The organism is Neoakkermansia glycaniphila (assembly GCF_001683795.1).
GTDB classification, from domain to species: domain Bacteria; phylum Verrucomicrobiota; class Verrucomicrobiia; order Verrucomicrobiales; family Akkermansiaceae; genus Akkermansia; species Akkermansia glycaniphila.
This window is the reverse complement of record NZ_LIGX01000012.1, coordinates 12,689-27,664: the sequence shown is the minus strand read 5'-3', so window position 1 is coordinate 27,664 and position 14,976 is coordinate 12,689. Positions and strand designations below refer to the sequence as shown.

Genomic DNA, 14,976 nt, shown 5'->3' with positions numbered 1-14,976 from the left:
CGGAGCCGCCTGCCGGATTCCGTATAGCGGAAGGCAGGCGGTCGGGGCATTTTATCCCTTCCCGTTCTGGATGATAGTTTTGGAAAGAGGTATGCCTCGGATTTTTCCCGCGTTAACGCGGATTATGGTTGCCAATGGCAGGTTTGGCGGCTAGAATAACCTCCGTTACATTGAGGTAGAGCCGAAGGGGGAATTCGACGCTATCAGATCAGTAAATACACTTCGAAACGTATACGTTATTTATCTCACATACTCGACGCATGAGCACCACATATAGCACCATCGATGCGAATGAGGCTGTCGCCTCCGTAGCCTACCGTTACTCGGAAGTTGCTGCCATCTATCCTATTACGCCCTCGTCTCCCATGGGCGAATCTTCGGAATCCTGGGCGGCAATCGACCGGAAGAACATCTGGAATACAGTTCCTTCCATCGTTGAACTGCAAAGCGAAGCTGGCGCTGCCGGTACCGTGCACGGTGCCTTGCAGACCGGTTCCCTCGCCACCACCTTCACGGCTTCCCAGGGGCTTCTCCTGATGATTCCGAACATGTACAAGATCGCAGGCGAGCTGACCCCCACCGTGTTCCACGTGGCGGCCCGTTCCCTTGCCGCGCAGGCGCTGTCCATCTTCGGCGACCATAGCGACGTCATGAGCACCCGCTCCTGCGGCTGGGCCATGCTCTGCTCCGCTTCCACTCAGGAAGCAGCCGACTTCGCCGCCATCTCCCACGCCTCCACGCTGGAATCCCATATTCCGTTCATCCATTTCTTCGACGGCTTCCGTACCTCGCATGAAGTCGGCAAGATCGCCGACATCTCCGACGACGTGCTTCGCGGCATGATCAAGGAAGAATGGATCGAAGACTTCCGCAACCGCGCGCTTACGCCGGACGCCCCCATCATCCGCGGCACGGCCCAGAACCCCGACGTTTACTTCCAGGGCCGCGAAACCGTCAACAAATTCTACAATGCCGTTCCCGCCATCGTGCAGGGAGCCATGGATCGCTTCGCCAAGCTGACGGGCCGCCAGTACAGCCTCGTCGAATATGCAGGTTCCCCGACTGCGACGCGCGTCATCCTCCTCATGGGTTCCGGCTGCGAAGCCGCCAAGGAAACCGTCGATGCCCTCAATGCTGACGGTTCGAACGACACGGGCGTCATCAAGATCCACCTTTACCGCCCCTTCCCGGCGGCGGAACTTCTGGCAGCCTTGCCGAAGAGCGTCAAGAAGATCGCCGTGCTCGACCGCACGAAGGAACCCGGCTCCCCCGGCGAACCGCTTTACCTTGATGTTGTGCATGCCCTTTTCGAAGCGCAGGCCGCAGGCACGCTTCCGTTCGCTCTGCCGAAGGTCGTCGCAGGCCGCTACGGCCTTTCCTCCAAGGAATTCACCCCGGCCATGATCAAGGGCGTATTCGACAATCTCGCCCTTGACGAACCGAAGGACCACTTCACCGTCGGCATCAACGACGACGTGCTGGGCACCAGCATCGACTACGATCCTTCCTTCTCGACGGAAGCCGACGACGTGACCCGCGCCATGTTCTACGGCCTCGGCTCCGACGGCACCATCGGCGCCAACAAGGACTCCATCAAGATCATCGGCCAGCACACGGACCTGAACATTCAGGGCTACTTCGTGTACGACTCCAAGAAAGCAGGCTCCACCACCGTATCCCACCTGCGCTTCGGTCCGCGCCCGATTCAATCCACCTATCTCATCACCTCGGCGAACTTCATCGCCCTGCATCAGCCCACGCTGCTCGACACCTTCGACTTCCTGAGAAACGCCGCCGACGGCGCCACGTTCCTCATCAACAGCCCGATGCCTGCCGACAAACTGTGGGAAAGCCTCCCGGCACGCATGCAGAAGCAGATTCAGGAAAAGCATATCAAGGTGTACACCATTGATGCCTTCTCCGTCGCACGCCAGACCGGCATGGGCGGCCGCATCAACACCATCATGCAGACCTGCTTCTTCGCTCTGTCGAACGTCATTCCTTCCGTTGACGCGATCGAATACATCAAGAAAGCCATTGCGAAGACCTACGCCAAGAAGGGTGAAGAAGTCATCAAGAAGAACATCGCTGCTGTGGAAGCCACTCTGGCCAATCTCCACCCGGTCGAAACCGATGGCAAGCCGATCAACGGCCACGAGCTGCCGCCCGTGCTCTCCGAAGGCGCTCCCGACTTCATCCGCGACGTGCTCGGCAAGATCATCTCCGGCGACGGCGACTCCGTCACTGTCGGCGAAATGCCCTGCGACGGCACCTTCCCGTCTGCCTCTTCTCGCTGGGAAAAGCGCAACCTTGCACTCGATCTTCCCATCTGGGAACCCGACATCTGCATTCAGTGCGGCAAGTGTACCTCCGTCTGTCCGCATGCCGCCATCCGTGCCAAGGCCGTTGAACCGCAGGATCTCGAAGGCGAACCCTCTTCTTTCCAGAGCGCGGATGCCCGTCATCCCGATTGGAAGGGCAAGAAGTTCATCATCCAGGTCTCTGCAGACGACTGCACGGGCTGCACCCTCTGCGCCGACGTCTGCCCCGCCAAGAGCAAGACGGAACCGGGCAAGAAGGCTCTGAACATGGAGCCCGCCGCCAAATTCCACGATGTCGAAGCCGAAAACTGGAAGTTCTTCGAAAAACTGCCGGATATGGATCGTGCCCTCGTCAAGACGGACAACATCCGTTCCATGCAGGTGCTTCAGCCTCTCTTCGAATTCTCCGGCGCCTGCGCCGGCTGCGGTGAAACGCCGTACATCAAGATGCTCACGCAGCTCTGCGGCAACCGCCTCGTCGTCGCCAATGCGACGGGCTGCTCCTCCATCTACGGCGGCAACCTGCCCACCACCCCGTGGTCCCAGGACAATGCAGGCCGCGGCCCGGCATGGAGCAACTCGCTCTTCGAAGACAACGCCGAATTCGGCCTCGGATTCCGCGTCTCCCTCGACAAGCAGCGCGACTACGCCATCGAACTCCTCAAGGAAAATGCCGCTGCCGTCGGTGAAGAACTGATCGAAAAGATCCTTGCCAACCCGCAGAAATCGGAAGCCGACATTCAGGAACAGCGCGACCTTGTCGATGAACTCAAGGGCCGCATCGCCGGCAAGCCGGAATGCTCCCGCCTCCTCGCCATGGCCGACAAACTCGTCCGCAAATCCGTCTGGATTCTCGGCGGCGACGGCTGGGCCTACGACATCGGTTACGGCGGTCTCGACCATGTTCTCGCCAGCGGCAAGAACGTCAAGGTCCTCGTCATGGATACCGAAGTGTACTCCAACACCGGCGGCCAGTGCTCCAAATCCACCCCGCGTGCAGCCGTGGCGAAGTTCGCTACGGGCGGCAAGGACGTCGTCAAGAAGGACCTTGGCCTCATGGCCATGACCTACGGCAACGTGTATGTCGCCTCCGTCGCCCTCGGCGCGAAGGACGAACACACTCTCAAGGCATTCGTCGAAGCTGAAGCCTATGACGGCCCGGCTCTCATCATCGCCTACTCGCACTGTATCGCTCACGGTATCGACATGGCCAAGGGCTTGCAGCAGCAGAAGATCGCCGCCGATTGCGGCCGCATTCTCCTGTACCGCTACAACCCGGATCTCGCCGCCCAAGGCAAGAACCCGCTCATCCTCGACAGCAAGGCGCCGAAGGGCGATGTGCGCGAAGCCCTCCTCAGCGAAAACCGCTTCAGGCTCCTCGCCAAGACCAACAAGATCGACTTCGATCGCCTGATCGACCTCGAAAAGGCGGATATCTCCCGCCGCTGGCGCTTCTACGACGCCCTTTCCAAGATGGATTACTCCCTCCCGGAAGAACAGGCGTAAAACGAGCAGGACTCTTCACAGGCCCGCCTCCCCTCGAGGGAGGTGGGCTTTTTGCCTCCACCCCCTTTCCCCGACTATTAAAGACGAACAAGCACCATGAACGAAGAAAACGAACGCAATCACGGTCCCCAGCCCATCGACGCCATCATGGCGCGCTGGGGCATCTCCAACCACGACCTCGTGGACACCTCCACCGAGCAACTCACCCACAAGCAGGTGCAGAAAGCCCGCCAGGGCCGCCAGCTCACGCTGAAACTCATGCAGAAGGTCGGCCGCGCGCTGAACGTCTGCATCTGGAACAAGCTGAATGCGGAGCAGAAGGAGCAGTACTTCGAGTACATCCACAAGCATCTCTTTACCTATGCCAAGGGCTATGATGCCCAGTGGAAGGACCCCAACGACCGTTACTTTTCCTGAGTGAGGACGGAAAGAAAGGGAAATGCGGAGCCCCGGATGGAATGCCGGGGCTTTTTTGTGCCTTCTGCGAGTGCTTCGAACTCCGGGTTCACGAAAATATGAATTGGACGGAGTATGGAGTCAATCTTGCAACAGATTGATCGTCAGTGAAAATAAATAATAATGAAATTTGTTTTGAATGTTTTGAACGAAACCGGCCTATGATGCGTCTTATCCTTATCAGTTCATTCCGAAGTTCCATGAAGGAGAGAGCATGGGGCTTAAACAACAGGAAGAGCTGAGTTTCATAGGTAGTAAGTTGAAGAAGCCACGGAAGCGATTCCGTGGCTTCTTTATTGTACGGTAAGGATATGCAATGCACTTGCGTATCAGCAGATTTTCGTGAGGTGCATTGCTGCGGGGAATGGGAATAGCCGCCGTTGGAACCGGTATCAACATGGCGTGCCTGTGCAGCAGAAGTAGGCAGGCGGTAGAACATAGGCCTCTGCCGCAAAATGCGGCAGAGGCCTGTTCAGGTAAATGGAAGGAGAATCAATAAAACGGGATTCGTTGAGAATGGAAATCCCTGTTTTGATGTTGAGTGTAAGTTTTACAGATGAAATATCCGGCGGGAGAGTACAGGATTAACAATCCGCTGATAAATGAAATGTATAATCAATTGAAAGTTGAACGTCAAACAAGTAACAAATTCATTATGCGAACTGTTCTGTTTTCTATGAATATATTATTTTAGAAGACTTATATAATATATATTGACAGCGGATTGTTAATCAGTTGGAGCATTGCTTGCCGTTCGCCGCCGAAACAAAATCCCCTCATCACCGGAGTGATGAGGGGATTGGAAAAAAGCCGGATGAAAATGCCTTAGGCGGCGCGGCGGCGACGGCGCATCATCAGGGATGCGAGGCCGAGCAGGCTCAGCGTGGCTGTAGCCGGTTCGGGGATGAGGTCGCCGGCGGTGCCGCCGGATGTCAGGTGCTGAATTTCCTTGTCGTTCAGAGCGCGGTTCCAGATGGCGAAATCGTCGTAGTTGGCATTGGCGGCACGGCCGCTGTCACCCCACATGCTCGAAAGCTGGACGTTCGACAGTGTGGTGGACGCATCGGGAGCATAGGCAGTGGCAACCTTCAGGTTGTTGACATACATCGTCAGGTTGGTACCGTCGGAAGTGAGGACGACATTGGCCCATTCGGAACCTTTCAGGAGGTTGTTCGTATTGCTGCCGGTCAGCAAGGTCGGAGCGCCTCCGCCCGAACCGTAAAGGGCGATCTGGTTGCCGTCTCCGGGATTCGAGGTTTGCAGGTTGAATGACTGCCCACCCAGCGTGAAGCAGAGCATGCTGCGGTAATCGGCCGTCAGACCCGAGATTTTGAGGCTCATCGTGAAGGCATTGGCCTTGATGTTCGAGCCGCCGAGGCCGCTGTAGAAGTCGATGCGTGCCGGATCGTTGAAGGAGGAGATGTAACCGCTGTTGCGAATGCCTCCGGTTGCATGTTGATTGACTGCTTGAATACCTGTTGGGATGCCCATGGTCATACCGGTGGCGGATTTGTAATCGGTGGAACCGTTATCGAAATCCCAGTAGAAGGCAAGGCCTGCCTGCAGGGAGCCTTCTTTGGCCGTGATGGAAGTAGCTGCTTGTGCGGCAAGCTGGCAACCGAGTGTCAATAGTAAGAGAGATAATGTTTTACGCATGATGGTGAAATCGGATGATGTCTATGCAGGAGACATCCGTAGGATGCCAGATTTGAAATCCGTTGTCAATGTAATAGTTTTATATTGCTCATTATGAAAGTTTTATATATTTATTAAAATGGAAGAATGAGGATTTGGGCATTTTGATGAAAATGCCGTAGAGTATCTGTATGAATGCCTTGTCCGGGTATGAAGAGAATGCGGATTTCAAATCAGCAGTCTTTTCTTTGTAAATATGTTGCAATTGGAATATATGGAGGTGAAGGCGGCCTGTTGTGCCATTCGGATGGCGATGCGGCGCGGTTTGGCGTCTGGCGGCGCGCCGGCGGCGGCCGATGCGGCATAAGGCTTATTTTGAGCTGGACGCTGCAGGGGCGTCACGTTACAATTCTTTCATGAAGCCTTGTGTTTTTATCTTGTCGGCGGCGTGCTGCTGCGTGGCGCATGCCCAGCAGGTGTCTCCTGCCTCTCAGGAAGCGTGGCAGGCCGCACGCGAGCTGACGGGCGCCGTACGCACGGGCGATATGAGCTGGATGGTTGCCAAGATGTATCCTCCGGTGAAGCGTATGCTGGCCGACGAGCTGGCGATGCAGATCAAGTACCCGGATTCCGTGGAGCGTGCACGCGCCGTCGAGCGGCAGAGCCAGATCCGCCGCACGATGATGGATGACCGCCAGACGACGAAGGCCGCCTGGGAGAAATACCGCAAGCAGGAGCTGGCCAATATGGCGGAGAACGATAAGGCGCTCGAAGCCCAGTACCGCCAGATTGGCGAGAAGCTGAAGAAGCAGGGGATGACGGTGGAGTCGTTCCAGGTGAGTGCTCCCTTTTCCGAGTATCTCGTGGTGGCTCCGAGCGTGATTGGCGGCGGGGTGTCGAACCGCAAGGACGATTTGGCCCGCGAAGGCGTGGATGAATCCCGCGTGGAGGAGGGCAAGGCGCAATCGCGTATCGTGGTGCTGCCGACGACAATCGTGTATTCCGCGCCGGATGTGGACGGGAACCGGACGCGCATGGAGAAGAAGAGTTATCTTTTTGCGATCCGCGATGAGCGGACGGCGAACGAGAGCGCCAAGGCTCGCCTGAATAAGTGGTTTTTCCTCGATGCTTCGACGGATGTGAAGGTGCTGCGCTCCTTCTTCCCCGATCTTCCGCTGGGAGTCCGTCTTCCTTCGACCAGCGTCCGTCCGCTGCCTGCTCGTTGAACATGGCGGGACTGGCAGAACAGACGGCGCTGGACTTTTCGGAGTCGGGCGTGTTTGCGCGGGCGAAGGATTTCGAGTTCCGCCCGCAGCAGCAGCAGATGGCCGTTGCCGTGGCGGAGGCTTTGGAGACGGAGTCCCCCCTGCTTGTCGAGGCCGGTACCGGGGTCGGCAAGTCGTTCGCGTACCTTGTGCCTGCGGTGCGGTTCGCGCTGGAGCGTGGCCGCAAGGCGGTGATTTCGACGCATACGATTAATCTGCAGGAGCAGTTGTTCAACAAGGATATTCCGAATGTGCGGAAGGCGTTGCGCTGCGAGTTTTCCGCCGCGCTGTTGAAGGGGCGGGGCAATTACCTGTGCCGTACGCGCCTGAAGCGCGCGCTGGAGCAGTCCGGAGATTTGTTCGGGCAGTTTGAGGCGCGAGAGCTGGCCCAGCTGCAAGACTGGGCGCGGGTGACGACGGACGGGACGATCAGCGATGTGCCTTTCCGCGTGTCGCCGAAGGTGTGGGCGCAGGTGTGCAGCGAGCCGCATGTCTGCACACTGCGGAATTGCGGGCCGGATTGCCCTTTCCAGGCGGCGCGCAAGCGGGTGCAGGAGGCGCAGGTAGTGGTGCTGAACCATACGCTTTTTTTCGGTCTGCTGGCATTGGCGCAGGAGACGCGGGATGAGGATGCGGAGGCGCCGGACGGTTTCATTTTCCCCGGTGATTTCGTGATTCTGGACGAAGCGCACACGATCGAGACGATTGCCGCCCGCCAGCTGGGCAATCATTTGGCGGAGAGTTCGCTCAAGTACGATTTGCTGCGGATGTTCAATCCCCGCACGAAGAAGGGGACTCTGCGGCTGTCCGCCACGCCGGAGCTGCTGCAGCAGATCGTCGAGGCGCAGGATGCCTGCGATCTGTTTTTCGAGCAGGCGCGGGCCGATGCAGGGCTGGGCGAGAAGAGTTCGGTTCGGTTGAGGCAGGGGGAATGGACGGAGGATATTCTCAGCCCCCATTTGCTGGTGCTGGAATCCGAGCTGGGCAAGATGGCGCGGGACGAGGAGAATGAGGTGACGCGCGCCGAGTGGAAGGATCTTTCCAACCGGATGTTCGAGTACCGCTGCGCGTTGCAGGATCTCGTGGCGGTGGGGAGTGAAGGTTCCGTTTACTGGGCGGAGACGGCGGGGCAGGAGGGTGTGCATACGACGTTGTGTTCGGCGTTGATCAATGTGGCGGATACGCTGCGGGAGAAGCTGTTCGAGGCTGGGCGGCCCATGATTCTGACTTCAGCGACGCTGAGTGCGGGGGAGCGGGGCATGCAGTATTTCTCGGGCCGGGTGGGGGCGGAGTCCGCCCGCGCGGTGCAGATCGGCAGTCCTTTCAATTTCAAGGAGCAGATGCGCATTATCGTTTCCCGGACGATTCCGGATCCTCGCGATGCGCGTTTTGCGGAGGAGCTGCCGCAGTGGATCATGCGCTATCTGGACGAGTCGCAGGGCAGGGCGTTCGTGCTGTTTACGGGGTACAGGCTGATGCGCGAGACGGCGGAGAAGGTGCGCCCCTTTTGCCGGGAGCGCGGGTGGGAGTTGCTGGTGCAGGGCAGCGGCATGGATCGCAGCCATATGCTTTCGCAGTTCCGGCAGGATGTGCATAGCGTGCTGTTCGGGACGGATAGTTTCTGGACGGGGGTGGATGTGCCGGGCGAGTCCCTTTCCAATGTGATCGTGACGCGTATTCCGTTCGAGGTGCCGAACAATCCGCTGACGGAGGCCAGGATCGAGGCGATCGAAGCCCGCGGTGGCAGGCCGTTTTTCGAATACAGCCTTCCGGAAGCCATTTTAAAGTTCCGGCAGGGTATCGGCCGGTTGATCCGGACGAAGAACGATCATGGCATGGTGGTGCTGCTCGATTCCCGGGTGACGAACAAGCCTTACGGCATGCGGTTCATGCAGGCTCTGCCCGATGCCCATCGGGAGTTCGTGTAACGAGGCTTTCCGTTTGCCTGCGGTTTTGCGCTAAAGCAATATGAATTGTATCTTGCGGGTTGTTCCGTTTTTCAATGCAGCGGGCCTGTTGTGTCGGCTCTGACCATGTCTGACAGAAAATGAGAGTTTTTTGTTTCTTTGATTAAAGAATATATTTACTGTTAGTGATATGAATTTAAATTCTGTTTATGCTATATTGCAATATAAATAGTATTATTTTGCAAATATGACAATTCTTATGGTTGATGCGATGGAGGTGATATGAGAAAAAGCGGTGCCGCAACGTGTAACATCTGAGAAGGATGGTTGTGGGGTTGACCGATTCAAGATGCAATATAAATGCCATTGATGAAAAAGCTGTTTTTTCTTGTCGTTCTTTTGTGGTGCCATTCGGCCGTGGCGGATGTGCAGCTGGCTCATTATTGGAATTTCGATGAGTATGCGGCGTTTGGCAAGCCCGCTGCGCTGCCCGATACGCTGCCCTATGATCCGGACGGTATCTGGACGCTGAATCTGAAAAAAGTCGGGCAACAGGGCGCCTATGTCGACCATTTTATCAAGCCGGCCAGTATGGTCAATCCGGCTTACAGCCAATACGGCTATGGCGGCGCCTACGGCAATTTTTATCATGTGGGCGCGCCGGGCGGCGCGTCGGGCAATGGGTATGCCTATTTGTCGTGCCAAGGGGTGTTGCTGGATTTCAAGGCGGCATGGTCGTATTCCATTACGTCGTGGATCAAGCCGGAGGTGACGGGCAGGATGGTTCTTTTTTCCATCGGCATGGCAGGCGAGGGTTTTCAACTGATCTATGATTCGGCGACGAATTCATTGACCTACAATTTGCATGGGATTGCGGCGGATTTCGGTTCATTGAATATGGGGGCTGCCTTCGGCGGTGATTCGGATTTCCGCCATATAGGTTTTTCGATGGACTACGACGGTCAGGGGAATATGGCGGTGGATTATTATTTGAATGGAGTCAAATACATCGGCAGTACGGCATCGGTGGCAGGCATGATGGGGCAAACGATCAGTGGTTTCAATATCGGTGCGGACGGTACGGACGGCGGCCTGTCGGGTTCGTGCAATTACGACGATATCAAAGTTTTCAAGGGAGTGCTGAACGATGCAGAAATCAAGGATGCGATGAATCCCGGCATCGGCAGTTTCATCATTGAAGCTCCTTCGATGCCCGAGCCTGCGACGCCATTACTGGCTTGCCTGGGTTCCCTGTTTCTGCTGCGGCGGCGCAGGCTTGCCTGACCGGATATGTGGAGCATGGCTTGCCATCCATGAAGAGGAGAGGGGCTCCTTTCCTCTTTTGCGCATTGATATTCTGTGGAAAATGGCGCATCTCAAGTTGCGGGCGTGTTCCGATGCTGCAAATGATGGATAAATGATAGAATTAGTCTATTGACAAATTCAATGTGCTTTGCCAAACTTCTTCACGGTATTACATGAAAAATCCATGGTTCCAGCTTTGTGTTTATGCCTCCAGGCCGTGAACGGAGCTGGTTTGTTCCTTCAAGTTATTCTTTCTCTCCCTCTGTATTCCAAGATGAAATTGCATTTGCCCTTGCTGTTGTTGGCCGCTCTGGCGGTTTGTTGCTCTTCTCCTTCCCGCGCTGCCGAACCCGTGCCCGTGTGGGATGCGGGCGGTACGTGGCTCTGGACCGGAAACGGCGGAGATTCCGCCTATGGTACAGCCGCCAACTGGAATCCGGAAACCGTACCGGGCCGTGTGGATAACAAGGGCGTGAGGCTCGTTTTCGACAATGCGGGCATGCTGACGGTGGGCGGCAATATGGCGGATTCTTCCGACGGGGGCGGTATCGAGGTGCTCAACAACAGCCATGTGACGTTGAACGGCGGAAGATGGTTAGGCAATCTGGTTGTGGGCCGGGGCAGTTCGGTGACGTTTACCGGGGAAATGTCTCCCAAGTCCTCGACGATCATTGCCAACGGCACCATTACGTTTGCCAATACCTACGCGATGGGGCTGGATAATGGCGGTACGGCGCAGAAGTGGTATTTCGGCGAGGAAGGCAAGATCGTTTTCGGTATGGATCCTTCGCAGGCGTTCTGGTTCAACGGAGTTTCGATTGAGATGTCGGGCGTGCTGAAGCAGAACTCGATCGCCGGTCTGTTGAACCGCACTTCCTCGCTGAATCAGGTGACGCGCCGCCTGATCGAGACGAATGGAGGGCAGGCTGGCAACGGTGTTCAGTTCGGAGAGTTCACCAATGAGCGCGGTCTGGCGCTGGCGCGTGTGACGTCGTGGGACGGGCTGTCGGATGAAGAGAAGTCGGTCTCCTATCTGGTGACTTCCGGTACCTCCATCGGCGTGACCGTACAGTTTTACGAGACGGAGTACGATGCCTTGTCTCTGGAGTGGGTGAGGTCGCAGCCCGGCGTATGGAGCCAGGGTGCGGCGGGCTGGATTGTGGCAGGGGATGCGGGCCGGGTGGATACATCCTATCTGAATGGGGATGCCGTGGCATTTACCGCGGCATCGGCCGGAACGGTGACGATCGAGGGGGAGGTAACGCCTGCCTCGGTGACCGTGTCCACGAGCAATGAACTGGCTTGGACGGCGGGCGCGGCTGCAGGCAGCGGCCTTTCCGGTGATGCGCCGATCACGGTGAACGGTACCGGCCGCCTGAGTATTCTTTCAGCCAATGCTGCTTATGAAGGAGCCGTGACGATTGCTTCCGGTACGGTCGTTCTGGGAAATTCCGGAGCTCTGGGTACGGGTACGGTCGATAACGCCGGGAGCCTTGTGTTGCAATGGGATGGTGAACATTCGCTGGGCAACCGGCTTTCGAGTACGGGCAGTCTGACGATTGCAGGAGGTACCGCCTCCCTCGGGAATGCAGGCAATCTGGTGAACGGAACGGTGCTGGTGCAGAGCGGTGCGACGCTGAATCTGGCGGCAGGAGGCGGCTTCGGCGCTGGTGCTGCGCCCGGTGTGACGATTCTGGAAGGAGGCACGGTGAATGTGTCTTCGCTGGCGGGTTCCTTGCCTTCGACGACGGTTTCCGGCGGTACGCTGAACTGGACGGCGGCTGCCGCAGCTGCCGGAACGGTGACGTTGAACGGAGGTATGGTGAATGCGGCGGGGAACCAGTCTCTGGCAGGAACGGCTCTTCAAAGCGATGTGACCCTGCATCTGGCAGGTGTGGCTTCAATGGATTTCGGGACGATGACGAACGCCGGGAGCGGCCGTGTGACGCTGCAACTGGCCGAAGGCACGACGCCGGAGAATCTCGCTGCACTGATGCTGACGGGGCATGCGGCTCCCGGCGGCAATCTCGACTGGCTGGCCGGGCGTTTCGTCGCGGTCTCGGGTTCCACGACCTACTACGGTTATTATGACGATGCGCAGAACAGGATCGTTTTCGCCACGGCTCTGGAATTGAATTCTCGGACGCCCGTCCAATCCCAGGGTATTCCCTTCGAACGTATAGGCGGTACGGATATGGGGGCAACGGCTCCGACGATCGGTTCGTTGACGATCCGCGATGCGGCGGGCGATCCCGCCGGCAATACGCTGAAGCTCGCCACGATCGGCGGCTTGACCGTGCAAGGCGTGCTGGCCTATCAGGGCGGCGCCTCGCCGGACGGTTACCTTATTTCCGGCGGCCCGCTGCATGCCGATGCCCTGGCGGTGGATTCCGGCAGCCTGCGGCTTGATGCTGCTACGCAGATCGACCACGGGGCGACGATCGCCTCGGGAGCCTCCCTCGTGATCGGCGCCCGCGATACGGCGATTGCCGGAGATGTGCGGTCCGACGGTTCGTTGATGGTGGAAGGCGGCACGTTGAATGTGGGCGGTACGCTGACGGGGAATCTCGGTGTGGAAGGCGGATCATCGGCCCGCCTGGGCGGTTTGTCCGGCAATGAGGGATACTCCCTTTCCGGTGGCGGCGATGTGGAGATCACCGGAGGCGGCAATACCGTGTTTGCCGGAGATATGAGTTCCTATCAGGGCTTGCTGACGGTGGCAGGCAATGCCTCGCAGACGTTGCGGGGTGTCGGCGGAACCGGGGCCGGGCTGGACGTAGCCGGAGGCGGCAGTCTGACGCTGGATTACAGCGCGCGGCAGGCATCTTACCGCTCCGTTGCTCTGGAGAGCGGCAGCTCGCTGCATCTTTCGGCATCCGATAGCGGGCAGATGGCCAACGGCACCCTTTCGCTGGCGGAAGACAGTACGTGGCAGGGCGGAAGCTCCGTGACGTTCACGTTCTCACCCGTGGCCGACGTGATGCAGGGGAAGACCGCACTGGTGACGATGGCGCAGGGTTCCGCCCTGACGCTGGATCTGGCTCCTGACAACAAATTGACCGTGCATGCAGTCGCTGCTCCGGGATCCAAGATTTCCCTGTCGGACGGCCTTCGCGTCGTGCTGGTGGATGGGCTCGCCTCCGGGCAGGATCTTGGCAGCGGGAGCTTCACGGCGGATTTCGATTCGATCCTGTCGAAGTTCTACGTGAATGCGCGCATCGTCGCGGAAGGAGGGAAGCTGTACCTGCTGGGCGATCGCAACGGCAGCTTCTCGTATGCCAATTATGCGCAATCGTCCAATGCGCGGACGGGCGGAGCATTGCTGGACAATGTTCTCTTCACGGTCGATCCTCAATCGACTGCGCCCGACAGCCAGCTGGCGAAGGTGATGAATGCCGTGGATGGCCTTGCCGCCGGAAAGCGCATGAGCGAGGCTTCACAGCTGATGGCCGCCGCCGCCGGTACGACGGTGACGACCCTGAACGCTTCCCAGCTCGACACGCTCCGGTTCCAGATGCAATCGCTTCGCAACCGTGCCGTTTCGATGGGCGTCGATCCGCAGGTGGGGCATGACAAGATGCCTTACCTGAATGCCTGGGCGAGCTTCAACGGGGCGAACAACGATGTCTCGCGCAGCGGCGATGAAGCCGGCTATACGCTGACGAGCTGGGGCGGTACGGTGGGTGCGGATTGCGATATGACTCCGCATCTGACGGCAGGCGTGGCGTTCACGGCGAATCTGGGCAAATTGTCCGCCGACGGAGCGGAACATGCCACGGGGCATGTGGACAGTTATCTCGTGAGCCTCTATCTGCGTGCACAGAGCGGCAGATGGTCGCATACGGGAGTGCTGACCGGAGGCACATCCAAGGCGGATCTCGACCGCACCGTCCGTTACGGTACGGGCCAGTACACCACGCATGGCAGTACGGACGGCTCCGCATTCGGCGCCATGTACGAGCTTGCCTACGACATTCCGCTGGATACGGACTACACGTCTCTGGTTCAACCCCTGTTCAACGCCAGCATCAGCAGCGCCCGGATGAAGGGCTATGAAGAAAGCGGAGCCGGCAATGCAGGCTTGTCCGTGGACGATATGGATACCACCTATGCGACTCTGGGGCTGGGCGGCCGGTATCTGGCTGCGGTGGGGCAAAATATCTTCAACAGGAATGCGATGCTGGAATGCCGCGCCTTGCTGGTGCAGGATATCGGCGACCGCCGGGTCGATGCCGATGTGGCATTTGCCGCGGCAAACGGATTCCGCCGCACGGTGCAGGGCGTCAAGCCGGGCAGTACGGGCGTGGAAGTCGGTCTGGGCTTGACGATTCCCGTGGAATTGCAAGGCAGCCTGTTCATGGATGCCATGTTGGACGCCCGCAGCGGCGCCACTTATGTGAGCGGCAGCATCGGCTATCGTTACAACTTCTAGAATGTATTGATAGAGAAAACACCCTTGCCGGATGCCGGAAACAAAACCGGGGCTAAAAAGCCCCGGTTTTCTTTGTTGTCGGGGGCGAAAATACTCTTTTCAAGGCCGTGGCCTGTGACCGTGTTGTCTTGAATATCCACGCGCGGGAC

Annotated in this window: 8 protein-coding genes; 6 read left to right on the top strand and 2 right to left on the bottom strand. The window is 58.1% G+C overall.

What is annotated here, in order from left to right; all coding sequences use genetic code 11:
• Positions 1-260 precede the first annotated feature (260 nt).
• Positions 261-3,827, top strand: coding sequence for a pyruvate:ferredoxin (flavodoxin) oxidoreductase (gene nifJ, locus AC781_RS03305; protein WP_067773479.1), 3,567 nt, complete (start codon positions 261-263; stop codon positions 3,825-3,827).
• A 96-nt stretch (positions 3,828-3,923) separates the two neighbouring features.
• Positions 3,924-4,244, top strand: coding sequence for a hypothetical protein (locus AC781_RS03300; protein WP_067773476.1), 321 nt, complete (start codon positions 3,924-3,926; stop codon positions 4,242-4,244).
• Between the two features lie 864 nt (positions 4,245-5,108).
• Here the strand turns inward: AC781_RS03300 and AC781_RS03295 are convergent.
• A complete protein-coding gene (locus AC781_RS03295; RefSeq protein ID WP_083076492.1) occupies positions 5,109-5,939 on the bottom strand; it encodes a LamG-like jellyroll fold domain-containing protein in 831 nt (276 codons plus the stop codon).
• A gap of 395 nt (positions 5,940-6,334) precedes the next feature.
• Here AC781_RS03295 and AC781_RS03290 point away from each other — a divergent pair, with 395 nt between their 5' ends.
• The 4 genes from AC781_RS03290 to AC781_RS03275 all read left to right on the top strand — a co-directional run bounded on the left by AC781_RS03290 (position 6,335) and on the right by AC781_RS03275 (position 14,827).
• Positions 6,335-7,144 (top strand): hypothetical protein, encoded by an 810-nt coding sequence (locus AC781_RS03290; RefSeq protein ID WP_141675727.1) that lies wholly within the window; start codon positions 6,335-6,337, stop codon positions 7,142-7,144.
• Positions 7,145-7,146: 2 nt separating this feature from the next.
• The gene (locus AC781_RS03285; RefSeq protein WP_067773468.1) at positions 7,147-9,111 is read left to right on the top strand and encodes an ATP-dependent DNA helicase; all 1,965 of its coding nucleotides are present in this window, start codon (positions 7,147-7,149) and stop codon (positions 9,109-9,111) included.
• Between the two features lie 348 nt (positions 9,112-9,459).
• Positions 9,460-10,374, top strand: a complete 915-nt coding sequence (locus tag AC781_RS03280) for a LamG-like jellyroll fold domain-containing protein (RefSeq protein WP_067773465.1) — start codon at positions 9,460-9,462, stop codon at positions 10,372-10,374.
• A gap of 295 nt (positions 10,375-10,669) precedes the next feature.
• Complete coding sequence (locus AC781_RS03275) at positions 10,670-14,827, top strand: autotransporter family protein (RefSeq protein WP_067773462.1); 4,158 nt, start codon at positions 10,670-10,672, stop codon at positions 14,825-14,827.
• On the opposite strand, the gene AC781_RS13940 is transcribed toward AC781_RS03275, so the two are convergent.
• On the bottom strand, positions 14,824-14,967 hold the full coding sequence (locus AC781_RS13940; protein ID WP_156850335.1) for a hypothetical protein: 144 nt from the start codon (positions 14,965-14,967) through the stop codon (positions 14,824-14,826). The genes AC781_RS03275 and AC781_RS13940 overlap by 4 nt on opposite strands.
• Positions 14,968-14,976: the final 9 nt, after the last annotated feature.